Genomic DNA, 24,134 nt, shown 5'->3' on the forward strand with positions numbered 1-24,134 from the left:
TACTTATTAACCGCCCGCGGTTAATAAGTACTCACAGGCGAAGCTATACGGTGCGTGCCGGATCGGCGGTGGGGGCGTCGTCCTCGTCGTCGTCGGGCACGAAATCGGCCTCGACGGCGGACGCCGGTTCCTTCCAGACCCACGGCTGACCGTCCTGGACGACGCGCCGGTAGGCGTACAGCACGATCGACAGTGACAGGACGAAGACCCCGACGATCAGTTCCTTCGTGCTGCCGTAGCCGGTGATGGAGGCGCTGAGAGCGCCGACGACGACCATGATCGTGTCGACGACCACGAGGACGCCGGCGATGTACACCCACTGCTTGCCGAGCTTGATGGGGCGATGGGCGTCCGGTTCGTCGCGGCGCAGGTTGAGGAAGCCGGTCAGCGACAGGATGTGGCAGATGAGGTAGCCGACGATGCCTGCGACGATGACGGCGAGGGCCTCGCCGACGAACAGGATCAGGATGACGTTGACGAGCAGGTCGAGCGACATGGCCCGCCCCGGGACCTTGAAACGGTTGAGTTCACCGAGTTGCTTGATGGTGAGGCCCTCGCGGGCGCTGCCGTGGAGCACGCGTCCGCCGTCGGCGGTGGTCATGACCATCAGGAGAACGAGGCCGGCGATGAGGCAGATCGCCATCACGATGTCGCCGCCGGGGAGGAGGCTTTCGAACACGGTCAGGTAGAAGGAGACGGGGTTCTCGGCGACGTCCGCCTGATCGACAAGTCCGCCGACGCCGAACGGGACCAGGATGTAGACGGCGATGACGAAGAAACCGGCCAGTCGCAACGCAATTCGGCTGTCGCGGATGGTGTCGCGGAACTCGGGCACGAACGAGGCGACCGCCTCGATGCCGTAGACCGACCAGGCGAGGACGAACATCCAGGCGATGGCGGTGCGCCAGCCCGCTTCACCGCTGGCGGCGATGTCCCAGTGCAGGTTGCTCATCGACCAGTTGTCGGACAGGAGCGGAGCGGCCGCGAAGACGACGATCGGGACGAGGACGAGGGCGCCGGTCGCATACATCAGCCACATCGCGGGACGCATCCCGAGGACGTTCAGTCCCCAGCCCATGAACAGGACACCCAGTGCGATGACGTGGGGTAGTCCGATGGTGGCCAGGCCCGTGGAGAACGTCCACGTCTGTTCGGGGAACCACTCGGCCTGGACCAGTTTCCCGATTTGCAGACCGTAGATGGCCAGTGAACTGGACCAGGAGAACCAATAGCCGTAGGTCGCGAGCGGACCGACGAGGGTCGAGCGGGTCCGCCAGCCCTGATGGGCGTACATCGAGATGCCGCCGACCTTGTCGACGAACATGCTGGCCATCTCGGAGTAGATGAAATTCTGCAGGCACGCCAGGACGGCGACAGCGCCGAGGAGGACGAGCGTCGTCCAGGCGCCGATCAGGCCGATCGCGTAGCCCATGCCGACGAACAGTGCGGCCGGGATGGAGAGGCTGATGGTGAAGCCGTCCCACCACCGCAGGTTCTTCTCATAGGTGTGGTCGTCGGCGAAGGAATCGTGCAAGCTCACGGGATTCTCCAGTTCTGGGCCTTGTCGGCGCAGTGTGTGTATTCAGAATGCGGCCCTCGGTGACTCGAGTCGAGTGGGGTGGAGGCCGACGGGCCGCCGCAAGTATGTGATTCAAGACACTAACACCGCGCAATGCGTCGCACAAGGTGAAATTGCCCTCGCAATGCGTCTTCATCGACGCTTAACATCCACGAAATGCAGCTATTCTTGCCCGGAACGCCACTGATCTCGTCGTTCTGGATAGAGTCGGTCCATGTCTCAGCACACTCTGGACGAACTGGACCGCGCGATCCTGCGGCAACTCGAAGACGATGGGCGGCGAGCGTTTCGGGAAATCGCCCGCAACCTGGGTTCGTCCGAGGCGACGGTACGAGCCCGCGTGAAGCGTCTGCAGGACCTGAACATCCTGCGCATCGTCGCGTTCGCCGATCCCGAGCGGCTGGGCGACTCCCAACTGGCTCTCGTGTTCCTCACCGTCGACCCGGCCCGGCACCAGGACGTCGTGGACACGCTGACCGAGATGCCCGAGATCACGTACGTCTCGACACTGCTGGGGCGGAGCGACATCTGCGTCGAGGTCGGCAGCGCCAACAACGCCGAACTGTGGGCCTTCCTCAATCAGCACGTCAGCGCCATCGAGGGCGTGCGCACCACGGAGACCATCTCGATCCTCAAGGTACACAAACTGCGGTACGGCACGCCCTCGAAGGAGTAGCCCTACTGCGTCGCGCCGAACACCGTGCGGTGCCACGCTTTCCGCGACACTCCGGTGATGTCGCTCATGACGTGCTTGACGGTCAGGTACTCCTCGAACGAGTACGTCGACATGTCCTTGCCGAAGCCGGACGCGCCGACCCCGCCGTGCGGCATCTCGCTGATGATCGGGATGTGATCGTTGACCCATACACAACCCGCGTCGATCTCCCGTGATGCGCGCTGCGCGCGGTACAGGTTCGTCGTCCACGCCGACGCGGCGAGACCGTAGTCGGTGTCGTTGGCGCGGCGGATCGCGTCGTCGTCGCCCGAATGACGGCTCACGGTGAGCACCGGTCCGAACACCTCGTCGCGGTACACCTCCGCATCCTCGGTGACGTCGGCGATCAGGGTGGGGAGGTAGAACGCTCCGGGCAGGTCGGGGGCGGATCCGCCCGTCACGATCCGGAAGCCGGCGGCGCGGGCGCGCTGCACCATGCCGTCGACCCGGTCGCGATGCGCGAGCGTGATCAGCGATCCGAGGTCGGTGTCCGGGTCGTAGGGATCGCCCACCACCACCCGTTCCATCAGTTCGGCCACACCCGCGACGAAGTCGTCGTACAGCGAGTCCGCCACGATCGCGCGGGTCGCCGCGGTGCAGTCCTGGCCGCCGTTGATCAGCGACGCCGCGACCGCGCCGTGCACTGCCGCCTCGAGATCGGCGTCGTCGAACACGACGAACGGGGCCTTGCCGCCCAGCTCGAGCTGCACGCGGGTGCCGTTCGTCGATGCCTGCGCCATCACCGTGCGGCCCACGGCGGTCGACCCGGTGAAGGTCAGCACGTCGATTCCGCGGTGTCCGGCGAGCGCGGCGCCCACCTCGGCGCCGGTGCCCGTCACCACGTTGAACACGCCGTCGGGCAGCCCGGATTCGGTGGCCAGCCGGGCGAGGCGGAGCGTCGTGAGGGGCGTGAGCTCGCTCGGTTTGAGCACGACCGTGCACCCGGCGGCCAACGCAGGAATCACCTTCCAGACCGCCATCTGCAGCGGATAGTTCCACGGCGTGATCGACCCGACGACGCCGACGGCGTCACGCCGGATGCTCGACGTGTGGTCGGGGGAGTACTCCGCGGCGGCCTTGCCCTCGAGATTGCGGGAGGCTCCGGCGAAGAAGTCGATGTTGTCGATGCTGCCCGGGACGTCGAACTCGCGAGCGAGCCGGATTGCCTTGCCGGTCTGCGCGACTTCTTCGCGGGCGAACAGTTCCGCGTCGCGCTCGAGTGCGCGGGCAAGGGTGGTGAGAACTGCTGCGCGCTCGGCCGGGGCGGCACCCGACCAGCCGGGGAAGGCGGCACGCGCCGACCGGACGGCGGCGTCGACGTCCCGGGCGGTCGCGAGGGTCAGTGCCGTGACGGGGGCGCTCGTCGCCGGATCGATGATGCGGTGGATGTCGCCGGAGCCCTCGGCCGGGGATCCGGAGATCCAGCAGCCGGGCACGGTGGCGGGCAGGTCGAGCGAGGTGGACGGCGGAAAAGGGACCGAGACGGTCATGAGATCACTCCAAGACGGGGGCGAGAAAAAAGATTCACCCACAGTAGAAGAGCGCACTCGTGTTGGCTACCCGACGCCACGAATTCGGTCATCAAACCGGAACATTTCCTGCGCATTGCGTCAATATTTATCAAGTTGCTACTTGAATTCGCGGGCAGAAGGCGTCACGATTGACGCATGCCGGATCGGACCTCGGCGTTCGACGGCCTGCCGAGGCGATCGGCCCGGATTCGGCCGCTGATGCTGGAACAGTCCGAATTCGACTGAACCGAAACACAATTGAGGACTACGATGACTGCAGTCACCGAAAGAACCACGACCGGACTCGAAGCGTCCGCCCGCCGCCATCTGTGGGGGCATTTCTCCCGGCACGGGGACAACATCACCCCGCCGATCATCACCCGCGGCGACGGCGCCCGGATCTGGGACTCCACCGGTAAGAGTTACCTCGACGGGCTGTCCGGGCTGTTCGTCGTGCAGGCCGGACACGGCCGGGCCGAGCTCGCCGAGGCCGCCGCCAAACAGGCCGAACAGTTGGCGTTCTTCCCGCTCTGGTCCTACGCCACCGAACCCGCCATCGAACTCGCCGAACGCCTCGCCGGCTACGCCCCCGGCGACCTGAACCGGGTGTTCTTCACCACCGGCGGCGGCGAGGCCGTCGAAAGCGCCTGGAAACTGGCCAAACAGTACTTCAAGAAGGTCGGCAAACCCGGCAAACACAAGGTCATCTCCCGCTCCATCGCCTACCACGGCACCCCCCAAGGGGCGCTGGCGATCACCGGCATCCCCGCGCTGAAGGCGCCGTTCGAACCGCTCACCCCCGGCGCGTTCCGGGTCCCCAACACCAACATCTACCGCGCCCCCGACCCCCTCGGCTCCGATCCGAAGGCGTTCGGGATCTGGGCCGCCGACCGGATCGCCGAGGCCATCGAATTCGAGGGCCCCGACACCGTCGCCGCCGTCTTCCTCGAACCGGTGCAGAACGCCGGCGGCTGCTTCCCGCCGCCGCCCGGCTACTTCGAGCGGGTCCGGCAGATCTGCGACGAGTACGACGTGCTGCTGGTCTCGGACGAGGTGATCTGCGCGTTCGGGAGGATCGGGTCGATGTTCGCGTGCGAGAACTTCGGGTACGTGCCCGACATCATCACCTGCGCCAAGGGCCTGACCTCGGGGTACTCGCCGATCGGGGCGATGATCGCCTCCGACCGGTTGTTCGCACCGTTCGCGGACGGGACGTCGATGTTCGCGCACGGCTACACCTTCGGCGGGCACCCGGTCGCCGCGGCGGTGGCATTGGCGAACCTGGACATCTTCGAACGCGAGGGCCTCAACGCGCACGTCGCCGAGCAGGCGCCGGCGTTCCGGGCCACCCTCGACAAACTGACCGACCTGCCGATGGTCGGGGACGTGCGCGGGGAGGGGTTCTTCTACGGCATCGAACTGGTCAAGGACAAGGTCACGAAGGAGTCGTTCAGCGACGCCGAGGCCGAGCGGATCCTGCACGGGTTCCTCTCCACCGCCCTGTTCGACGCCGGCCTGTACTGCCGGGCCGACGACCGCGGCGACCCGGTCATCCAACTCGCACCGCCGCTGACCTGCGGGCAAACCGAATTCGACGAAATGGAAAACATCCTCCGCGGCGTCCTCACCGAAGCGTGGACCCTGTTGTAACGCAACAGGCCCCACACGAAGGCGGCACTTCGACAACGGCGTCGAGGTGCCGCCTTCGTGTTTCCGGTGCGCCTCACGCGCGCATCGCACCTTCTCACGAGAACGGCAGAATCATGACTTCCCACTCCTCGCTGTCCGCGAACGGCGGTGCCGGCCCGGACGGCCCCGATCGCGGCGAGAGCATGCATCCCCTGAACCGCGGATTGGGCGTCGGCGCCATCGTCTTCATGGTGGTGGCCGCCGCCGCACCGCTCGCCGTCGTCGCCGCCCAGGTGCCCATCGTCATCGCGTTCGGCGGCAGCATCGGTGCGCCGCTGTTCTTCCTGATCGCCGCTGTCATCCTCACCCTGTTCGCGGTCGGATACACCCTCATGAGTAGGCATGTCCGCAATGCGGGGGCGTTCTACTCGTACGTGCAGGCCGGGCTCGGACGGATCAACGGGCTCGGTGCCGCGTTGCTGGCGCTCGTGTCGTATTCGATGCTCCTCATCGCCGTCTACTCCTACCAAGGGGTGGCGGCGAGCAACGCCGCCGCGCAGTACCTGCATGTCGACGCCCCCTGGTGGGTGTTCTCGTTCGCAGCTTTCGGGATCGTCTCCGTGCTCGGGTACCGCGACATCGAGCTCAGTTCCAAGGTTCTCGGGGTACTCCTGATCGCGGAGGCGCTCATCGTCGTCGTGCTCGACGTCGCCATCCTGGTCAAGGGCGGCGCAGCAGGACTGACAGCCGCCCCTCTGCTGCCGACCACGGTGTTCGACGGCTCGCCCGGGCTGGGTCTGATGTTCGCGTTCTTCGCCTTCTTCGGGTTCGAGGCCACGGCCGTGTTCCGGAACGAGGCGCGCGACCCCGACCGCACCGTTCCGCGCGCAACGTACGTCGCGGTCGTGTCGATCGGTGCGTTCTACGCGCTGTCCGCGTGGGCGGTGGTCGTCGGAGCCGGTGCGACCGATGCGGTGGATACGGCATCGGACGATCCCGTGAACATGGTGTTCGACCTCGCCACCCGGTACGCGGGGGCGGTCGTGCACGACATCGTGCAACTTCTCGTGGTGACCAGCGTCTTCGCGTGCGTGCTGTCGTTCCACAACGTCATCACGCGATACCAGTTCACGCTCGGCTCGATGGGAGTGCTGCCGTCGGCGCTCGGCCGGGTCAGCCCGAAGTACGGGGCGCCCTCGCGCTCGTCGATCGTCCTGACCGCGATCTCGGGAGTGCTGCTCGCGGTGGTCGCGCTCAGCGGTATCGACCCGATCACCCAGGCCTACACGTGGCTGTCCGGTGCGGCGACGCTCGGGATCGTCCTGCTCATGGCGCTCACCAATCTGGCGGTCATCGTGTTCTTCCGCAGGCACGATCTCGACAAGCGCCGCTGGCACACGGTCGTGGCACCGTCGCTCGCGATCCTCGGTCTGCTCGCGGTCGTCGCTCTCGTCGTGACCAACTTCGAACTCCTCATCGGAGATCGGCTGGGCGCGTTGATCATCGGAGGCCTGGTGCTCGCCGCGTACGGCGTCGGTGTGGTCGTCGCCCTGCGGATGCGACGGTCCCGCCCGGCTGCCTACGCGGCGCTGCGGGACGGCGAACCGCAGACCGGCGACTGACGCTGCGCAATGCGCAGCGGGGCCGACAAAGTTCGACGCAAAGTTTCGGTATTTCTGGGGTTGTGTGTCGGTTTGCGCGCTGTTAATGTGGTCTGCAACACGCAAAGCGTTGAATCAATCCCCATTGGATGCCGAAATGCGCAGCATCGGGTCCCACCCGCCGCCGAAGCGGCGCAATCAGAGGAGCGTGTCTTGACGATTCAGGACTTTCCCACCGCAGACTGGCCGGGCGGCAAGGCCGCCGCGGTGTCGTTGACCTTCGACGTCGACGCGGAGGCCGGCTGGCTCGGGGAGGGCGACGAGTACGCACGCCGTCTGACCATCCTGTCCGAGGGCCGCTACGGCGTCACGCGCGGCGTGCCGCGCATCCTCGACCTGCTCGGCCGCTACGACATCTCGGCCACGTTCTTCGTCCCCGGACACACTGCGCAGCACCATCCCGCGATGGTGGAGAGCCTGCTCGACGCGGGGCACGAGATCGGCCATCACGGACACCTGCACCTGCGCAGCGACAAGGTGAGCGAGCAGCAGCAGATCGACGAGATCGACAGGGGCCTCGAAGCCCTCGAGCGGCTGGGCGTCCCGCGGCCGCAGGGATACCGCTCCACGTCCTGGGAACTCACCCCCGAGACGTTCGCTCTGCTCGTCGATCGCGGATTCCTCTACGACTCCAGCTGTATGGGCGACGACCGCCCGTACGTCGAGTCCTGGGACGGCCTCGAGATCCTCGAACTGCCCGTGCACTGGTCGCTCGACGACTGGCCGCGCTTCGGCTGGAACATCGACGGCGGCGGCAACGTCGCCGACCCCGAAGAGCTGCGCCGTTGCTGGACAGCCGAATTCGAGTCCGCCCGCGCCGAACGTCGGCACACGAGCTTCACGATGCACCCCGAGGTCATCGGACGCCCCTACCGGCTCGCCCAGTTCGAGCAGGTGGTGGCGCACATGGCCGAATCCGGCGACGTGTGGTTCGCCCGCCTCGACGAGGTCGCCGAGTTGGTGGCGCCGCGACTGCTGCGGGTGGCGTCGTGACCCGCCGGTTCCGCTCCACGCAGACCCGGCCGTGGGACCGCGGACACGAATTCGGCAGTGCCCACGCGGAACAGGTCGGCGCGTCGGTGGCCGCGTACCAGCGGCTGTTCGACCGCGCTGCCGGCTCGGCCGTCGACCTCGACCGCTGGGGGACCCTCGCCCTCGAGCGGATCACGGCGGCCGCACCCGCGCTCGCCGACGAGATCGCCGGCATCGCGGAGGGCGCCGGTCTGCCGGTGGCCGCGGTCGCGGCGATCAACGCACGGACCGAAGTGCTTGCGGCGGTAGGCTCGATCACGCCGAGTGAGTGCTCGACCGTCGTCCGGCTCCGGGACGGGGCGCCGCCGGTTTCCGTCCAGGCGTGGGACTGGTTCGCCGAACTCGCCGACCTGTGGCTCGTCTGGGAGATCCCGCACGAGAACGGTCACGTGACCACCACCGTCACCGAATACGGCATCGTCGGCAAGATCGGCGTCAACGACCGCGGCCTGGGCGTGCACTTCAACATCCTCCACCACACCGGGGACGGAAACGGGATCGGCGTTCCGGTGCACGTGCTCGCCCGCGCCGTGCTCGACGAGTCGCGCGATCTCAACCACGCGCTCGTCCGGCTCGCCCAGGCGGACGTCACGGCGTCGACGTCGCTGACGCTCGTCGCGAGCACCGGCGGTGAATCCGCGGCCGTGAGCGTCGAACTCAACCCCGGCGGGATCGGGTACGCACTGCCGGACCCCGACGGCCTCCTCGTCCACACCAACCATTTCCTCAGCAGCCCAGCGAACCTGCACGACAGGGAACTCCGGGACGGACCGGACACCGTGATCCGGTTCGACATGCTCCGCCGTCGACTGGCCGGCAGACCGGACGTCGACGCCCCCGCGGTTGTCGAGGCGATGACGTCGCACCTGCTCGGCGGCGGAGCGACGTGCTGCCACGTCGACCCGGCCCTGCCGGCGTCGGCACGCTTCGAAACCCTCGCCACCGTCTCGCTCGACGTCGAGAACGGAACCCTGACCGCCCATTCCGGTGGGCCCTGCACCATTCCTGCCGATTTCGCGGCACCGACCAAGGAGAACACCGTGCTGAAACTGAAGCGCATCGACAACATGGATATCCTCACGCGCGATGTCGACGCCCTCGTGGAGTTCTACCACAGCGTCCTCGGGCTGCCCTTCCACCTCCCGTACGAGAAGGACGAGGAGTGGGCGGCGATCGACATGGGCAACGTGACGCTCTACATCTTCAAATCCGAAGTGGGCGAACACGCTCCGCGACGCACCGCGGTCAACCCCGACAACGCACCCGGCTACGATTCGATCGCGTTCGAGGTCGACAGCCTCGACGAGGCCGAGGCCGCGCTGGACGGATGCGTCGAATGGGTCGACGAGCGGATTCAGTGGAAGCACCCCAGTGGCACCTGGTACCAGTACCGCCCGTTCTTCGACCCCGACGGCAACATGCTGTACGTCACCGAGCCGCACATCGTGGGACCGGGCGCATGAGTGTCACCGCGATTCCGAGTGTTCGGCTGGACGACCGCGTCGCGCTGGTCACCGGCGCGGCTCGGGGCATGGGCGCCGCACACGCGCGGACCCTCGCGTCCCGCGGAGCCGACCTGATCATCGCCGATCTCGACGCCGCGGAACTGTCGGCGGTCGCCAAGGAGATCCGCGACAGCACCGGCCGTCGCGTCGAATGCCTCGACCTCGACGTCACCGCTGCGGACGCCGGCGAACGGGTCGTCGCCGTCGCGAACGACAATTGGGGCCGCCTCGACATCCTGGTCCACAACGCCGGCATCATGCACGACTGGAAGACCCTCGCCGAGACACCCGTCGCGAACCTGCGGCCGTACCTCGACGTCAACGTCCTCGGGCCGTACGCCATCACCCGCGCCGCCGCGCCGCTCCTCGCCCGCAGCGAGGCACCGCGCGTCATCTTCATCTCCTCGCAGTGGGGGCAGGTCCCCGGCGGCCACTCCTACGGCTACATGGTGTCCAAGACGGCGCAACTCGGGCTGATGAAGGCGCTGTCCTCCGAACTCGTCTCGCAGAAGATCCTCGTCAACGCCGTCGCACCGGGCGCGATCCACACCCGGATGGTCCCCGACGACGTCTATGCCGAAGAACTTGCCGCCGTCCCCCTCGGCCGTCTCGGCGACGCCCACGAAATCGCCGCGGCCGTCGCCTTCCTCGCCTCCGACGGAGCCGCCTTCATCACCGGACAGACCCTCGCGGTCAACGGTGGAGCGCTCGTCGTCGGCGCCTGATCTCCCCGAAAGGACCCTCGTGACCACCTCGATCCCCACCCCCACCAAACGCGAACTGGCCGAAGCGTCGATGCGCCGCTCCTGGTTCCCCGTCGCCCGCCTCTGCGACCTCGACAAGCCCCAGACGGCCACGCTTCTCGGCGTCAGCCTGGTGATCTACCGCGACGGCGAGGGGCGGATCTCGGTGCAGTCGCGGCGCTGCCCGCACCGCGGCGGCGACCTGTCGATGGGCGAAGTGCACCAGAGCTCCATCGGCTGCCCCTACCACGGCTGGGAGTTCTCCAGCACCGACGGCAGCTGCAGCCGCATCCCGTCCCTTGCCGATCAGGGCAAGATCCCACCGCGCGCGTCGATCGCCACCTACCCCGCCGTCGAACGGTTCGGTCACGTCTGGACGGTGCTCGAAGACCCGATCCGCGACATGTACGAGATCGAGGAGTGGCAGGGCCTCGACCTCGAATGGCTGGCCGCCGACCCGATCGACTCGTCGGTCGGAGTCGGGGTGACGATCGAGAACTTCCGCGACGTCGCGCACTTCCCCTTCGTCCACAAGGTGTCGATGGGCCCGACACCGGAGGTCGTCGAACCGCTGAACGTCAACCGGGACGGACTCGACGTCTGGATGGACCGGCCACTCGACGCCGGCTCCGGCGACTGGGCCAACGACGGCGACTGCATGATGCGGTACCGCTGCTCCGCACCGGGTCTCGCATCCATCACCTACCACTACGAGAAGCTGGGCCGCCGCGTCGTCGCCGGGTTCCCGTCGCCGATCGATTACGAGCACGTCAAGATCTTCTGGGGCGTCGCCAACGAGGTCGGCTACCGCGGCGCGGACCTCGAGGAGTGCCTGCGCGTCGAGGAGATGGTGTACCTCGAAGACATCCCGATCGTCGAATTCATCGAACCCCGTGAAATCCCGTGGGATTCCGAGTTCCAGGAATTCTCCGTACCCGCCGACCTGTTCACCCTCAACTACCGGCGCTCGTTCACCGAGCTGATGAACCGCGTCAAGGACGGCAGTCATGTCAACGAGTTCGTCTGATCGGCAGACCCTCCCGCTGCGCGTCGTCGCCGCCCGCTGGGAGGCGGAGTCGATCACGTCGTACGAGTTCGCCCGTTCCGACGGCGGCGAGCTGCCGGCCTGGGAACCGGGCGCGCACGTCGACGTGCACCTGCCGTCGGGGACGGTCCGGCAGTACTCGCTGTGTGGCGATCCCGCCGACTCGAGCCGCTACCGCATCGCCGTCCTCGAACTGCCCGCGGGCCGGGGCGGCTCGGTGGAGGTCCATCGCGAGCTGCGCCCGGGTCGCGTGGTCGAGATCGGTCGTCCCCGCTCCAATTTCGCGTTGACCGAGGCGGACAGGTACGTGTTCGTCGCCGGCGGCATCGGCATCACCCCGATGCTGCCGATGATCCGGGAAGTGCAACGGCGCGGCGGAACCTGGGAACTGGTGTACGGAGCGCGCACCGCCGAGCACTTCGCGTTCGTGAGCGAGCTGGACGCGTCCGCGGTGCGGTTGGTGCCGCAGGACACGGACGGTCACCTCGATCTGGCGTCCGTCGTGGCGTCCTCGTCGGGGGCGGCGGTCTACTGCTGCGGGCCCACACCGCTCATGGACGCGCTGGTGGAACGGATGTCGCAGGCGGGTCGCGCCGCCGATCTCCACCTCGAACGGTTCGCCGCGGCGGCCCCGGCGGTCGGGTCGAGTGGTGAGTTCGAGGTCGAACTCGCCCGCAGCGAGAAGGTGGTTCCGGTGCGTCCCGACCAGACCGTGCTCGAAGCGGTCCGCGACGCCGGCATCGACCATCCGTCGTCGTGCGAGATGGGCATCTGCGGGTCCTGCGAGGTGAAGGTCCTGAGCGGCGACGTCGACCACCGCGACGACCTCCTCACCGAAAGCGAACGCGCGCAATGCAACAGCATGATGATCTGCGTGTCCCGGGCGAGGGGTGATCGTCTGGTCCTGGACCTGTGATGCGGCTCCGCCACCCGTGAGTACTTATTAACCGCGGGCGGTTAATAAGTACTCACGGGCGCGAAGCGCACGACGACGCCGGGACGGAGCAGGGCTGGCGGAGTGCGCCCGGCATCCCAGATCGATTCGTCCGTGGTTCCGATGAGCTGCCATCCGCCGGGCGAGGAGCGGGGGTAGATTCCCGTGAACTCCCCTCCGAGCGCCACCGTCCCGGCGGGGACCGAGGTTCGGGGCGTCGCGCGGCGCGGCACGTGCAAGTCGGGTGCACCGCCGGTGAGATAACCGAAACCGGGGGCGAAGCCGCAGAACGCCACCGTCCACGGCGTTCCGGTGTGCGCCGCGACGACGCCGTCGACACCGAGCCCGGTCAGTTCGGCCACGTCCTCGAGGTCGGGGCCGTCGTAGCGCACGGCGATCCGGACCTCCCCCGGGGCGCCCTCGGCGACCGCCGCCGCCGGTTCCGTCGTCCGCACCCACTTGGCGACGCGGTCGCGGCTCGTCGCGCCGTGGTCGAACCGCACCAGGATGGTGCGCGCCGCCGGTATCACCTCCCGGACCCCGGGTGGCCGGGAGTCGTCCAGAGCACGGAAGTGCGCGAGCACGGTGCCCTGGTCCTCGAACTCGGCGAGGATCGCGCTTTCTCCGACGTCGAGGATGCGCATCACACGAACGGCTCCACCGTGACGCCCTCGGCGTCGAGCAACGACCGGATGGCGGTGGCCATCTCGACGGCGGCGGGCGTATCGCCGTGTACGCAGACGGATTCGGCGGTGACCGCGAGGACGGTGCCGTCGACGGCTTCGAGGGTGTGATCGACGACGAGTCTGCGGACCCGCTCCGCCACGACCGCCGGATCGCGCAGGACCGCGCCGTCCGTCGTGCGGGGCACCAGCGTTCCGTCGGGCGTGTACGCGCGGTCCGCGAACGCCTCGATGACCGTCCGCAGCCCGGCCTTCTCGGCCTCCTCCAGGAACACCGAACCGGGCAGACCGAGAACCGGAAGCGTGTCGTCGTACGCGGTCACCGCCGCGACCACCGCGCGGGCCTGCTCACGGTGATGCACGATCGCGTTGTACAGCGCGCCGTGCGGTTTCACGTACGCCACCGCGGACCCGGAGACCTGGGCTAGACCGTCGAGTGCGCCGATCTGATAGACGACGTCGGCCGTCAGATCACGCGGGGCGACGTCGATGAACCGGCGCCCGAACCCGGCGAGGTCGTGATAGCCCACCTGCGCGCCTATCCGGACCGTCAACTCGGACGCCGCGGAACAACAGGCCCACAGCGTCGCGGGGTCGCCCGCATGAAAACCGCAGGCCACGTTGGCGCTGGTCACGAGGTTCAGCATCGCCACGTCGTCGCCGAGGGTCCAGGCACCGTAGCTCTCGCCGAGGTCGCTGTTCAGATCGATTGCCGGCACATATTCGATACTAGGGTTCCGAATGCCGTCTTGTAGATTCTCTCGCGGGGGCGGGCGGAACCGGTGAGGGTCCTGCTGCGTCAGAACAATTGACCGTGTGTGGCGGACCGCGCCATCGGAGGGGGAAACGTGACCGACCCGGCATACATCAAGGATCCCGAGAACTTCCACTCGGACCAGTGGGACCACGCGAGGATCGCGAGTGCCGTCGCCGGCATGGACGTCGAGCACGTGAGCGGCATCGCGCGAGCCTGGACCGAACTGGGGACGACGGCCCACGACGCGATCGTCGAGTTCAGCGACGCGATCAAGAAGGCGATCAGCGAGAGCTGGCAGGGGGCTGCCGCGTCGGCGGCCTATGGCGAGACCGAGCGGTACTCGACGTCCGCGCCGGAGGCACAGGATCAACTTCACGGAGTGGCGGCGGCGCTGACCCCGCTGGCGGAGACGGTCGCGTCGCTGCGGTCGCAGGTCCCCGAAACCATCGGCACCGGACTGTGGGACAAGCTGACCCCCTGGGACACGGACACCGAGGACGAGTACTACCGGCGCGAGGGCGAAGCGCGCGAGAAGATGGCCACGATCTACAACCCGGGGCTCGCGACTTCGGACGGCAACGTCCCGGCGTTCACGAGACCGGAGAGCCGGGTCGATGTTCCTTCGGGTCCGTCCGCGCCCGGCGTCGATTACTCGAGCGGCGCCCCCAGCTCGAGCGAGCGGTTCGGGGGACCGAGCGCCGGCCGGCCGAGTTCCGGCGACGCTCCGGATATCGACAGTCCCGCCAGCGACGCGTCCGCTGCGCCCGGCACCCCCGCAGCGGACGGCGCGCAGCAGAATGCGGAAACCGCGCCGTCGTCGGCCACCGCGCCCGCGGCGACGGCCCCGGCCTCGGTGTCGGGTGATCAGGCGCAGAGCCGATCGGTCCTGCCGCCGGGTGCCGACTCGTCCTCGGGCGCCGGTTCACGATCTGCGGGTGTGGGTGCGGGTGGGGGTGCCGGTGCGGGCGGATTCGGCGTCGGCGGGCTCGGCGGCGCCAGCGGCGTCGGTGCCGGAAGTCGGGCGGGTGCCGGTGCCCGGTCGGGCTCCACACCCGGGGTCGCGGGGGCCGCAGCCGGTGGTCGCACGGGCGCCGGGATTCGAGGTACCGGCCCGATGGGCGGCGGAATGATGGGCGGCGCCCCCGGGGCTGCCAAGGGCGGCGGCGAGGACAAGGAACACAAGACGCCCGACTACCTGATCACCCTCGACAACGGCAACGAGCTGATCGGCAAACTGCCCCTCGTCTCGCCGCCGGTGATCGGCGCATGAGCATGCGCAATTGGCGGCTGCGTCCCGAACTGTTCGAAGCCCTGTGGGCAGGCACCGGGCAGGACCGCATCCCGTACCCGTTCCGGATCGTGAGTGCACACCCCGGGCTCAACGCCTATGTGGCAGAGCAGAACCGGATTCGAGAAGCCTTCGCGGGAGCCGAGCACGACGACGTGAAGTCGGCGTTGGGCGTGCTCGCCGAGCCCGACGTGTATGTAGAGATCTCCGGTTCCACCGCCGACGAGACACAGATCCGCATCATCGGTGCCCAGCACCGGCAGTGGGTCGTGATCGCGTCACAACTCCCCGGCCGGGCACCGCGGATCGGCGGCGACGTGGTGATCGGCGCCGGGCAGGCCGGAAAATTGGGCGCGCAACTGATCGGCCTCATCCCGCAGAACGCCGCCGGCAGGCGCCGGTTCCAGCGACGGGACGACGAAGATGCCCACTTCTCCCAGGGAATCCTGCAGGAGGTCAACCGGGCGGCTCCCGTCCCCAGACTCGAATCCGCCGTGCAGAAGGGATACGCGGGCCGCGGCAAGATCCGAGTCTTCCGCGGCCCCCGCTACGGCGCCGGCCGCGACGTCGGCGTCATGCAGTGGATCGACATCGCCGGCGACGGCCGCTACGTGATCGGCCCGCACGATCCCGCCGCCGCGCACCCGGCAGGTCCCGACCAGCTCGTATCCTCGCTCGACACCCTGATCAGGGTCGGTACGACTCCTCGGGCAGGCTCGGTCGGTGCCCGCGGTTGGTAGATTGCCACGCGCCGGCGATTTGCACAGGTGGGGACACAGCAGGACACACGGAGGGGGCACGAACATGGCGGGGCCAGAAGCACCGGAAGCCGGTTGGAAGGCTTTCACCGAGAACATCGTCGGGGGAGGCAGGCTCGAACTCGACCCGGCTGGCTTGGAACAGTGCATCAAGCTGTGCCAGGACCATGCGGATCGCATGGGTGATCTCGCCCGCCGGGCAAATGAGGAACTACGCGCCACCACTCTCGGGATCGGAGAGAAGGACATTGCTTCTGCAGCCGAGCTTGCGCGCAAGTTCGATGAGAAGGCGATCAGCGGCAAGGACATCGAATTCGCCAACACTGCGCGCGGGCTCTTCACCGCTCATCAAACGTATGCGCGAGATATGAAATCGATGTTCGAGGCTGTGCTTGCCCGATATCAGGAGCAGGATGCGCAGATCGCAGGAAACCTGGGCGCCGCGGGAACCGAACTGTGAACGGCAAGCGAGCCGCAGCGACTGCAATGTCGGCACTGGCCTTGTTGGGATTCGCTACTTCCTGCGAGCAATCCTCAGACGGCGAAGCAACAGCCGACCCCGCTCCGACTATCGGTTTCCACCCGTGCGACGACCTGCCCATAGAGGCGATCAAGGAGGCGCGGATTGACGCTCGCCCCTCTAGTCGCGCGGATCATGAGTCGACATCGAATTTTGCGTGCATGTTCACGTCGCACGATCCTTATTACGGGATCACGATCGCTGCTCGCGGCGACACGATCGAGGACATTCGGCAAGATGACCGCTTCGAGGTCGTCAACGAAACCGAGATCGGCGGCCGTCACGCGATAGTGGGGCTTTTCCTCGGTGGATCGTGCAGTGTCGCGGTCGACATTGCGCCGGGAGTCCTCGACTTCGAAATTCTCTACAGCGAGGGAAGCCCGGAATTCACCACGGCGAATGCGGCGTGCGATCAGGCGACGAAGGTGGCGACGGCGCTGGCGCCGTATTTCCCCGACCACCTCTAGGCCCGCTTGCACTGAGCCGCCACCCTTCGGCGTGTGAGGGCCGATTCGGCCGCTGAGCGGCGAATAATGGCGGCTCAGTGCGTGTGTGCGTGGGTGTGGGCGATGCGTCCGGCGTTCTTGCGTCGTGAGGACCCGCTGAGTCGGCAGGCGAGGTAGATGACGAACGAGATCGTGGTGACGAAGCTGGACACGGGCACGCCGGGTGCGAGGGACAGCAGGATGCCGCCGACGGCGGCGAGTTCGGCGAACACGATCGACAGGACGGTCGCCTTGAGGGGGCTGGCGGTGACGTAGGCGGCGGCTGCGGCGGGGGTGATGAGCAGTGCCATGACGAGTAGTGCGCCGACGATCTGGACGCCGAGGGCGGCGGTGATGCCGACGAGGACGGCGAACACGATCGACAGGGCGCGCACGGGGACTCCGCGGGCTTCGGCGACGTCGGGGTCGGTGCTCGAGAAGAGGAGGGGACGGTAGATCAGGCCGAGGACTCCGATGACGAGCACGGCGCAGAGCAGCAGCAACTGCAGGCCGCTGTCGCCGGGTGCGACGATCTGGCCGATCAGCAGCGAGAAACTGGTGCCGGTGCGCCCTTGGTACGACCAGATGAACAGCACCGACAGGCCGAGGCCGAACGCCATGATGACGCCGATGACCGAGTCGCGGTCGCGGGCCTTCGCGCCGAGCAGCCCGAAGAGGACGGCCGCGACCACCGAACCGGCGATGGCGCCTGCCCCGACGCTGACGCCGATGAGCAGGGCTGCCGACGCACCGGTCAGCGACAGCTCGCTCGTGCCGTGCACGGCGAACGACATCTGCCTGCTCACGATCAGCGGTCCGATGGCTCCCGCGAGGAGGCCGAGGATGGCGCCCGCGATCAATGCCTGCTGCACGAAGTCGTACTGCAGGAGGTCGACGGTGGCAGAGACGTCGAACATGCGTGACATGGCGTCGGTGAACTTGTTGCTCATGCGTGTCCCTCGTCGGTGTGGTGCACACCCTCGCCGGGGCGGAGGCCGCCCGCGCTGCCGAGGGCGTCGATGGCGTCGCCGGTGCCGATCACGACGAGGCGGCCGCGCACCTGCAGCACCTCGACGTCGGTGCGGTACAGCTCGGACAGCACCTCCGACGTCATGACCTCTTCCGGTTTGCCTATCCGGAACTGGCCGTCGACGAGGTAGAGCACGCGGTCGACGAGGGGGAGGATCGGGTTGATCTCGTGGGTGACGAACAGGACCGCGGTGTCGTGGGTGCGGCGCCGCCGGTCGATGAGTCCGGACACGAGGTTCTGGTTGGCCAGGTCGAGGCTGAGCAGCGGCTCGTCGCACAGCAGGATCTGCGGGTTGCCGACGAGGGCCTGCGCGATCCGCAGCCGCTGCTGCTCGCCGCCGGACATGGAACCGATCGGCGCGTCCGCGTAGTGCTGGGCGCCGACTTCGGCGATCGCCGCGTCGACGATGGCCCGGCGCCGGCCTCGCCGGAGGAGACCGGTTCCCCACTGGTGGCCGTCGACGCCGAGCCCGACGAGGTCGCGGCCGCGGAGCGGCAACCCGTCGTCGAGCGACTTCTGCTGGGGGATGTACCCGACGTGCGAATTGCCCTTTCGCGCCGGGGTTCCGGCGATGCGCGCGGTGCCGGAGCTGAGGGCGAGCTGACCGAGCAGCACCTTGAGCAGCGACGTCTTGCCCGACCCGTTGGGTCCGAGGACGGCGACGAATTCGCCGGGTTCCACGGTGAGGTCGAGGTCCTGCCAAAGTGTGCGTTCGCCGAAGGACAGTCGCGCCCCCGTCAGTTCCAGTGCGGGGACGCGACCGTTGCCGGCGTTCTTCGAAGTGGGTTCTGTCACAAGCCGATCAGTTCTATTGCAGAGCCGCGGCGAGCGACTCGGCGGTGTTGGTCTGCCACTGAATGTAGTCCAGGCCTTCGGGGAGGGTTTCGGTCACCTCGACGACGGGGATTCCCGCCGACTCGGCCGTGGCCCGCACGTCCTGGGTGACCCGGTCCTGCGTCTGCACGTTGTAGACGAGGGCCTGCACCTGCTTGCCGGTGAGCAGCTGTCGCGTGGCGGCGATGGCGGCGGGCGCGGGGTCGTTGCCGTTCTCGATGGCGCTCGTGAAGTCGGGCGGGGTGACGTCCTTCAGGCCCGCGGACTGCAGCAGGTAGTAGGCGATCGGTTCGGTCTGGGCGACGGGCGCGTCCTTGTGGGCGGCCGCGATGCCGTCGGTGATCGCGGAGATCTGCTCGAGCTGACCGTGGAAGGTGGCGGCGTTGGCCTTGTAGGCGTCGGCGTTGTCGGGGTCGAGTTGGCCGAGCTTGTCCGCGATGGACTGCGCGGCGGCGTCGACGGTGTCGACGTCGAACCAGACGTGTTCGTTCACGTCGCCGTGGTCGTGGCCCTCGTGCGAGTCACCGCCGCCCTCGCCCGCGTGCGCGCCGCCCTCGAGGAGGTCGAACGCGTTGACCGTGAGCTGGTCGCTGTTGCCGGTGCCGATGATGTCGTCGACGAAGTGGTCGTATCCGCCGCCGTTGTAGACGATCAGCGAGGCGTCGGTGAGCTTGGCGGCGTCGGTGGGGCTCGCCTCGAAGGAGTGCGGGTCGGACGACGGTTCGGTGATGATCGAGGTGACGTCCACCTTGTCGCCGGCGACGGCCTGGGCGACGCTGCCCCAGACGTTCGTCGACGCGACGACGGTCAGGGTGCCGTCGCCGGTCGTGTCGGAGCCGCACGCGGTGAGGGTGAGCGCCGCGGCGAACGACAGCCCGACGGCCGCCGTGACGGCACGAAAACACGAGGAAGCGCGCACAGAAAACTCCTGACCGAATACGAACGCTAAACGCTATTGGAAACCGTTACCGTTGCACTTTAGCGGATAGGTCCTGGTAGTGCACTTTCGGTGCAGCCCCGACGCGCCCGAACGCGGGCCAGGTACTAACGTCCCCCTATGCCCAGGTCTCGACAGCCTCGTCGCCAAGCCACGCTGGCGTCGCTCGCGGCCGAGCTCAATATTTCGCGAACGACGGTGTCCAACGCCTACAACCGGCCCGATCAACTTTCCGCGGAACTCCGCGACCGGGTGCTGCAGGCGGCCAAGCGCCGCGGCTATCCCGGCCCCGACCCGGTGGCCCGATCCCTGCGCACCCGCAAGGCCGGGGCCGTGGGACTGCTGCTCACCGAGGCCCTCAGCTACTCCTTCCGCGACCCGGCCGCGATGAGCTTTCTGTCCGGACTGGCCGAGTCGTGCGAGGCCGCCGGGCAGGGGCTGCTCCTGATTCCGGCGGGTCCGGGTCGCGAGGAGGCGGACGCCGCCGCGGTCGTGCAGCAGGCGGGCGTCGACGGGTTCGTCGTGTACTCGGTGGCGGACGACGACCCGTACCTCGCGGCGGTGTGCGAGCGGCACCTGCCGATGGTCGTGTGCGATCAGCCGCGGGAAATCCCGGGTGCGTCGCTCATCGGCATCGACGACCGCGGCGCGATGCGCGGACTCGCCGACTACCTGATCGGCCTCGGCCACCGCGACATCGGCGTGCTGAGCATGAGGCTGGGGCGCGACCGCGCGGACGGGGTCGCCGACGCGGAGCGCCTGCGGTCGCCGAACTTCCACGTCCAGCGCGAACGCATCGAGGGCGTGCGCGACGCCATGTCCGACGCCGGCCTGGACCCCGCCACCCTCACCGTCATCGAGCGGTTCGAGCACACCGGGAAGTCGGGGCACGCCGGTGCCGCACAGGCGCTCGCCGTGAATCCCCGGATCACCGCGCTCGTGTGCACCACCGACGTCCTCGCTCTCGGCGCACTGGACTGGGCGCGCTGGCAGGGCATCGACGTGCCCGGACAGCTGTCGGTCACCGGATTCGACGGCGTCGACGACGCACTGCGCGAGGGCCTGACCACCGTGCGGCAACCTCAGGAGGAGAAGGGCCGCCGCGCGGGGGCCCTGCTCATGTCGCCGTCGCACTCCGGGGTCGCGACCGTCGAAATGCTCGAGACCGAACTGCTGCGCGGTTCGACGGCCGGGCCCGCCAGACGCTGACCCGGCCGCCGGCTCAGGCCAGGAGCTGAGCGCAGCGCAGCAGTCCCAGGTGGCTGTACGCCTGGGGGTGGTTGCCCAGCGACCGCTCGGCGACGGGGTCGTACTCCTCGCTGAGCAGTCCGGTCGGTCCGGCGGCGTCGACCAGTTGCGCGAACAACGCTTCCGCCTGCGACCGCTGACCGATCAGCAGGTACGCCTCCACCAGCCAGGCGGCGCAGAGGTGGAACCCGCCCTCGGTGCCGGGCAGTCCGTCGTCGTGGTGGTACCGGTACACGGTGGAACCGCTGCGCAGTTCCGCCTCGGTGGCAGTGACGGTGGCCGCGAACTTCTCGTCCGACGGGTCGATCAGCCCGGACAGTCCGATGTACAGGGTGGCGGCGTCGAGGTCGGTGCCGTCGTAGGCGGCGGTGTACGAGCGGACCTCGTCCTTCCAGCCTTTCTCGCGCACCTCGTCCGCGATCTTGTCGCGCAACGGCGTCCACCCGGGCTCGATGTCGCGGCCGAAGTGCTCGGCCAACGCCACCGCACGGTCGATGGTGACCCACCCCATCACCTTGGAATACACGTGGTGCCGGGGGTTGTCGCGGATCTCCCAGATGCCGTGGTCGGGTTCGAACCAGCGACGTTCGACGGCCTCGACCATGGCGCAGACCAGTTCCCAGTCCCGGTCGTTGAGCGCCACCTCGGCGCCCTGCTTCTCGCGGGCGTGGGACAGGTCGTGGATGAGCTCGACGATGGGTCCGAACACGTCGAGTTGGACCTGCTGATTGGCCGCGTTGCCGATGCGGACCGGCCGCGAGCCCGCGTAGCCGGGCAGCGAGTCGATGACGGCCTCGGGCGGCAGACCGCCACCGTGCAGCGTGTAGAGAGGGTGCAGGCGTTCGGGGCCGGGTAGCGTCTCGAGGACGTCGTGCACCCAGTCGAGGTAGCCCTCGGCCTCGCTGAGGGAGCCGAGGCTCACGAGCGCGGACGCGGTGAGCGCCGCGTCGCGGAGCCAGCAGTAGCGGTAGTCCCAGTTGCGGACGCCGCCGATCTCCTCGGGCAGCGAGGTGGTGGCGGCCGCCATGATCGCTCCGGAGTCGACGTGCACCAGACCGCGGAGGGTGAGCGCGGAGCGCTTCATCAGGTCGGGTTTGAGCGTGGGCAGGGTGAGGCTCTTCGCCCAGTCCGACCAGTACGATTCGGCCAGTGCGCGACGCTCCTGCTCGGGCGTCTCCGACGGTCCGAGTTCTTCGGTGCCGCACCGCAATTCCAGGACGACGTCGCCACCGGACGGATCGACGACGGCATGCGCGGTCTGCTGGTTGCCGTCGGAGGTGACGTTCCACTGCACGCCGGGGGAGCGCAGCACGATCGGCTCGTTGGTGCCGTGCACCCGCAGTCCCTCGCTGACCGCCTCGAGGATGACCTGGCCCTGACCGAATTCGGGCCGCGGTGCGAACGTCACGACGGCGGCGGCCTGCCCGCTGATCACCCGGGTCAGGTCGGTGCGGCCCAGACGGACGTCGTGCGGCAGGTAGTCGGTGACGGAGAGGCTGGCCCACCGGGTCTGCACGGTCATCGTGCTGTCGATGTACCGCTGGCTCAGCGGCAGGGCGCTGCGGTGCGGGCCGACGCTGAAGTGGCCGGCTTCCGGTCCACCGAGCAGGTGCGCGAACACGGACGCCGAGTCGGGTTCGGGATGACACAACCAGGTGAGGGTCGCGTCCGGCGTGACGAGGGCGACGGTCCGCGGGCTGGCGAGCATGGTGAGGCGCTCGATCGGCGGCGCGTGGGCCCCGGACAGCCAGGTGCGGCGCTCCTCGAGCAGGAACGCAAGGGCCGCGGCGACATCTTCGGTGCTCGACACCCGGAATTCGGCGAGGCTGTCGCCGGGGCCGACCTTCACGCCGAGGTCGGGGCCCTGGAGGCGTGCGAACGCCTTCTCGTCGGTGACGTCGTCGCCGACGAACACTGCCGCGGTCGCGCCGTCCTGGTGGCGGATCAGGTCGAGGGCATGGCCCTTGTCGGTGGCGACGACGGCCAGTTCGATGACGGACTTGCCCTCGGTGACCTGCACGCCCACCCGCTGCCCGGCGTCGGCGCGCACCGCGGCCAGTGCGCGGGCGCCTTCCTCGGCGTCGGCGTTGCGGACGTGCAGGGCGACGCTCGCCGGCTTCGCCTCCACCGACGTGCCGGCGTGCAGGGCGGAGATCCGCCGGAGTTCCTCGGTGATCTCTCCGAGAAGTTTCTTGGCGTCGGCGTCGATCGCATGGATGAACCCGATGTCGAATTCCGAGCCGTGGCTGCCGACGAGTTGAACCTCGGCGGGCAGCCGCGACAGCGCGGCGAGGTCTTTGAGTGCCCGGCCCGAGATCACGGCCGCCGTGGTTCCGGCGAGGCTGGCCAGGGCGCGGAGAGCACGCACCGATTCGGCGTGGGGAAACGCCTTTTCGGGGTCCGAGACGATGGGGGCCATCGTGCCGTCGTAATCGGACGCGACGAGCAGACGAGGGGTCCGCGCGACCCGGGAGAGGGCACGACGAAGTTCGATGGGCAGATCATGGGCGCTCACACGTTCAAATCTAGGGGATGTGACGGATGTGAGCGCGTTCTCGGCCGGGGCTGTGCCCCGATCGCGTCCTACTCGGGTCTGCGGCTCCCGTCACCGAGCAGCAGTTCGACGGTGAGTTCGAGCCGATTCGCGACATCGGTCGCCGACGAGCGGCGTGTGAGCCAGGCCACCAGGTTCGACAGCCACACGTCGGAGATGACGCGGGCGACGGCCAGTTGGTCCTCGGTGGGTTCGGTGTCCGTCATCGCGCGGGCGAACAGCCGGTCCATCAGCTTGCCCACCTGATCGACCTCGGCGGCGGCGGACGCGTCGGCGAACATGAACGCGCGCGTCATGGCCTCGGTCAGCAGCGGGTCGCGCTGCATGGCCCGGGTGATCTGGCTGAGGATCAGCTGCATCCGCTCGAGGGGGTTCCGGCCCGGCGGGTTCTTTCCGCGGGAGTCGATCCGCTCGAACTCGCGGGCGAGCGCCGACACCAGCAGGTGCACCTTGGACGGGAAGTAGCGGTACAGCGTTCCCACGGCGACGTCGGCGCGTTCGGCGACGGCCCGCATCTGCACGGCTTCGTATCCGCCCTTGGACGCCAGGGCCAGGGTCGCGTCGAGGATCCGCTTGCGCCGTTCCTTCTGCGCGTTGGAACTGAGATCGTCCTCGCCCAGCGTCGCCGCAGCGACCGTCGTGGACCGTGATCGAGAGCTGGTCGTCATTACCTGTTTTCCTTCGCG

The 24,134-nt window shown here is 68.3% G+C and carries 22 protein-coding genes; 13 read left to right on the forward strand and 9 right to left on the reverse strand.

The genetic code is table 11. The features are described 5' to 3' along the window. Positions 1–43: 43 nt before the first annotated feature. Positions 44–1,540, reverse strand: coding sequence for an APC family permease (locus JWS14_RS24160; protein WP_206014547.1), 1,497 nt, complete (start codon positions 1,538–1,540; stop codon positions 44–46). 253 nt (positions 1,541–1,793) lie between these two features. On the opposite strand from JWS14_RS24160, the gene JWS14_RS24165 reads away from it, so the two are divergent. Beyond that, entirely contained in the window at positions 1,794–2,255 is a 462-nt protein-coding gene (locus tag JWS14_RS24165; protein WP_072939510.1) for an Lrp/AsnC family transcriptional regulator, read from the forward strand. 2 nt (positions 2,256–2,257) lie between these two features. On the opposite strand, the gene JWS14_RS24170 is transcribed toward JWS14_RS24165, so the two are convergent. Beyond that, positions 2,258–3,784: a gamma-aminobutyraldehyde dehydrogenase gene (locus tag JWS14_RS24170; RefSeq protein WP_206014548.1), complete on the reverse strand. Its 1,527-nt coding sequence runs from the start codon at positions 3,782–3,784 to the stop codon at positions 2,258–2,260. A 291-nt stretch (positions 3,785–4,075) separates the two neighbouring features. Between JWS14_RS24170 and JWS14_RS24175 the strand changes: the two genes are divergently transcribed. The 7 genes from JWS14_RS24175 to JWS14_RS24205 all read left to right on the forward strand — a co-directional run bounded on the left by JWS14_RS24175 (position 4,076) and on the right by JWS14_RS24205 (position 12,336). Then, complete coding sequence (locus JWS14_RS24175; protein WP_206014549.1) at positions 4,076–5,455, forward strand: aspartate aminotransferase family protein; 1,380 nt, start codon at positions 4,076–4,078, stop codon at positions 5,453–5,455. A 113-nt stretch (positions 5,456–5,568) separates the two neighbouring features. Further along, a complete protein-coding gene (locus tag JWS14_RS24180; RefSeq protein WP_206014550.1) occupies positions 5,569–7,056 on the forward strand; it encodes an APC family permease in 1,488 nt (495 codons plus the stop codon). A 192-nt stretch (positions 7,057–7,248) separates the two neighbouring features. Further along, complete coding sequence (locus tag JWS14_RS24185) at positions 7,249–8,088, forward strand: polysaccharide deacetylase family protein (RefSeq protein WP_206014551.1); 840 nt, start codon at positions 7,249–7,251, stop codon at positions 8,086–8,088. After that, positions 8,085–9,590: a C45 family autoproteolytic acyltransferase/hydrolase gene (locus tag JWS14_RS24190; RefSeq protein ID WP_206014552.1), complete on the forward strand. Its 1,506-nt coding sequence runs from the start codon at positions 8,085–8,087 to the stop codon at positions 9,588–9,590. Before JWS14_RS24185 ends, JWS14_RS24190 begins: the two co-directional genes overlap by 4 nt. Beyond that, positions 9,587–10,357 carry an SDR family NAD(P)-dependent oxidoreductase gene (locus JWS14_RS24195; RefSeq protein ID WP_206014553.1) on the forward strand — a complete coding sequence of 257 codons (771 nt, stop codon included), beginning with the start codon at positions 9,587–9,589 and terminating at the stop codon, positions 10,355–10,357. The genes JWS14_RS24190 and JWS14_RS24195 overlap by 4 nt, the downstream gene beginning before the upstream one ends. A gap of 19 nt (positions 10,358–10,376) precedes the next feature. After that, a complete protein-coding gene (locus JWS14_RS24200; RefSeq protein ID WP_206014554.1) occupies positions 10,377–11,402 on the forward strand; it encodes an aromatic ring-hydroxylating oxygenase subunit alpha in 1,026 nt (341 codons plus the stop codon). Beyond that, a complete protein-coding gene (locus JWS14_RS24205; protein WP_206014555.1) occupies positions 11,383–12,336 on the forward strand; it encodes a PDR/VanB family oxidoreductase in 954 nt (317 codons plus the stop codon). The genes JWS14_RS24200 and JWS14_RS24205 overlap by 20 nt, the downstream gene beginning before the upstream one ends. A gap of 41 nt (positions 12,337–12,377) precedes the next feature. On the opposite strand, the gene JWS14_RS24210 is transcribed toward JWS14_RS24205, so the two are convergent. Further along, positions 12,378–12,998 carry a 5-oxoprolinase subunit B family protein gene (locus tag JWS14_RS24210; RefSeq protein WP_206014556.1) on the reverse strand — a complete coding sequence of 207 codons (621 nt, stop codon included), beginning with the start codon at positions 12,996–12,998 and terminating at the stop codon, positions 12,378–12,380. Next, positions 12,998–13,756, reverse strand: a complete 759-nt coding sequence (locus JWS14_RS24215) for a LamB/YcsF family protein (protein WP_206014557.1) — start codon at positions 13,754–13,756, stop codon at positions 12,998–13,000. Before JWS14_RS24215 ends, JWS14_RS24210 begins: the two co-directional genes overlap by 1 nt. A gap of 129 nt (positions 13,757–13,885) precedes the next feature. Between JWS14_RS24215 and JWS14_RS24220 the strand changes: the two genes are divergently transcribed. The 4 genes from JWS14_RS24220 (at position 13,886) to JWS14_RS24235 (ending at position 16,827) form a co-directional block, all read left to right on the forward strand. After that, positions 13,886–15,064 (forward strand): hypothetical protein, encoded by a 1,179-nt coding sequence (locus tag JWS14_RS24220; RefSeq protein ID WP_095863587.1) that lies wholly within the window; start codon positions 13,886–13,888, stop codon positions 15,062–15,064. Beyond that, on the forward strand, positions 15,061–15,822 hold the full coding sequence (locus JWS14_RS24225) for an ESX secretion-associated protein EspG (RefSeq protein WP_095863029.1): 762 nt from the start codon (positions 15,061–15,063) through the stop codon (positions 15,820–15,822). Before JWS14_RS24220 ends, JWS14_RS24225 begins: the two co-directional genes overlap by 4 nt. Positions 15,823–15,886: 64 nt before the next feature. Next, on the forward strand, positions 15,887–16,300 hold the full coding sequence (locus tag JWS14_RS24230) for a hypothetical protein (RefSeq protein WP_095863030.1): 414 nt from the start codon (positions 15,887–15,889) through the stop codon (positions 16,298–16,300). After that, positions 16,297–16,827: a DUF3558 domain-containing protein gene (locus JWS14_RS24235; RefSeq protein ID WP_241031453.1), complete on the forward strand. Its 531-nt coding sequence runs from the start codon at positions 16,297–16,299 to the stop codon at positions 16,825–16,827. Before JWS14_RS24230 ends, JWS14_RS24235 begins: the two co-directional genes overlap by 4 nt. Positions 16,828–16,901: 74 nt before the next feature. On the opposite strand, the gene JWS14_RS24240 is transcribed toward JWS14_RS24235, so the two are convergent. From JWS14_RS24240 to JWS14_RS24250, 3 genes are read right to left on the reverse strand one after another with little or no spacing between them, the layout of a single operon-like run. Continuing rightward, positions 16,902–17,795, reverse strand: coding sequence for a metal ABC transporter permease (locus JWS14_RS24240; RefSeq protein ID WP_095863032.1), 894 nt, complete (start codon positions 17,793–17,795; stop codon positions 16,902–16,904). Beyond that, a complete protein-coding gene (locus tag JWS14_RS24245) occupies positions 17,792–18,670 on the reverse strand; it encodes a metal ABC transporter ATP-binding protein (protein ID WP_206014558.1) in 879 nt (292 codons plus the stop codon). Before JWS14_RS24245 ends, JWS14_RS24240 begins: the two co-directional genes overlap by 4 nt. Before the next feature lie 13 nt (positions 18,671–18,683). Then, the gene (locus JWS14_RS24250; RefSeq protein WP_206014559.1) at positions 18,684–19,628 is read right to left on the reverse strand and encodes a metal ABC transporter solute-binding protein, Zn/Mn family; all 945 of its coding nucleotides are present in this window, start codon (positions 19,626–19,628) and stop codon (positions 18,684–18,686) included. Between the two features lie 138 nt (positions 19,629–19,766). Here JWS14_RS24250 and JWS14_RS24255 point away from each other — a divergent pair, with 138 nt between their 5' ends. Beyond that, entirely contained in the window at positions 19,767–20,855 is a 1,089-nt protein-coding gene (locus JWS14_RS24255; protein WP_072939473.1) for a LacI family DNA-binding transcriptional regulator, read from the forward strand. 13 nt (positions 20,856–20,868) lie between these two features. On the opposite strand, the gene otsB is transcribed toward JWS14_RS24255, so the two are convergent. Next, the gene (gene otsB, locus JWS14_RS24260) at positions 20,869–23,409 is read right to left on the reverse strand and encodes a trehalose-phosphatase (RefSeq protein WP_072939471.1); all 2,541 of its coding nucleotides are present in this window, start codon (positions 23,407–23,409) and stop codon (positions 20,869–20,871) included. A gap of 68 nt (positions 23,410–23,477) precedes the next feature. Beyond that, positions 23,478–24,116, reverse strand: coding sequence for a cholesterol catabolism transcriptional regulator KstR (gene kstR, locus JWS14_RS24265; protein ID WP_005566090.1), 639 nt, complete (start codon positions 24,114–24,116; stop codon positions 23,478–23,480). Positions 24,117–24,134: the final 18 nt, after the last annotated feature.

This window comes from Rhodococcus koreensis (assembly GCF_017068375.1).
Lineage (GTDB): Bacteria > Actinomycetota > Actinomycetes > Mycobacteriales > Mycobacteriaceae > Rhodococcus_F > Rhodococcus_F koreensis.

Coding starts and splice junctions, on each gene's coding strand:
- JWS14_RS24240 (WP_095863032.1), bottom strand. CDS start 17,795: ATGAGCAACAAGTTCACCGACGCCATGTCACGCATGTTCGACGTCTCT.
- JWS14_RS24255 (WP_072939473.1), top strand. CDS start 19,767: ATGCCCAGGTCTCGACAGCCTCGTCGCCAAGCCACGCTGGCGTCGCTC.
- JWS14_RS24180 (WP_206014550.1), top strand. CDS start 5,569: ATGACTTCCCACTCCTCGCTGTCCGCGAACGGCGGTGCCGGCCCGGAC.
- JWS14_RS24210 (WP_206014556.1), bottom strand. CDS start 12,998: ATGCGCATCCTCGACGTCGGAGAAAGCGCGATCCTCGCCGAGTTCGAG.
- JWS14_RS24225 (WP_095863029.1), top strand. CDS start 15,061: ATGAGCATGCGCAATTGGCGGCTGCGTCCCGAACTGTTCGAAGCCCTG.
- JWS14_RS24230 (WP_095863030.1), top strand. CDS start 15,887: ATGGCGGGGCCAGAAGCACCGGAAGCCGGTTGGAAGGCTTTCACCGAG.
- JWS14_RS24205 (WP_206014555.1), top strand. CDS start 11,383: ATGTCAACGAGTTCGTCTGATCGGCAGACCCTCCCGCTGCGCGTCGTC.
- JWS14_RS24165 (WP_072939510.1), top strand. CDS start 1,794: ATGTCTCAGCACACTCTGGACGAACTGGACCGCGCGATCCTGCGGCAA.
- JWS14_RS24175 (WP_206014549.1), top strand. CDS start 4,076: ATGACTGCAGTCACCGAAAGAACCACGACCGGACTCGAAGCGTCCGCC.
- kstR (WP_005566090.1), bottom strand. CDS start 24,116: ATGACGACCAGCTCTCGATCACGGTCCACGACGGTCGCTGCGGCGACG.
- JWS14_RS24195 (WP_206014553.1), top strand. CDS start 9,587: ATGAGTGTCACCGCGATTCCGAGTGTTCGGCTGGACGACCGCGTCGCG.
- JWS14_RS24170 (WP_206014548.1), bottom strand. CDS start 3,784: ATGACCGTCTCGGTCCCTTTTCCGCCGTCCACCTCGCTCGACCTGCCC.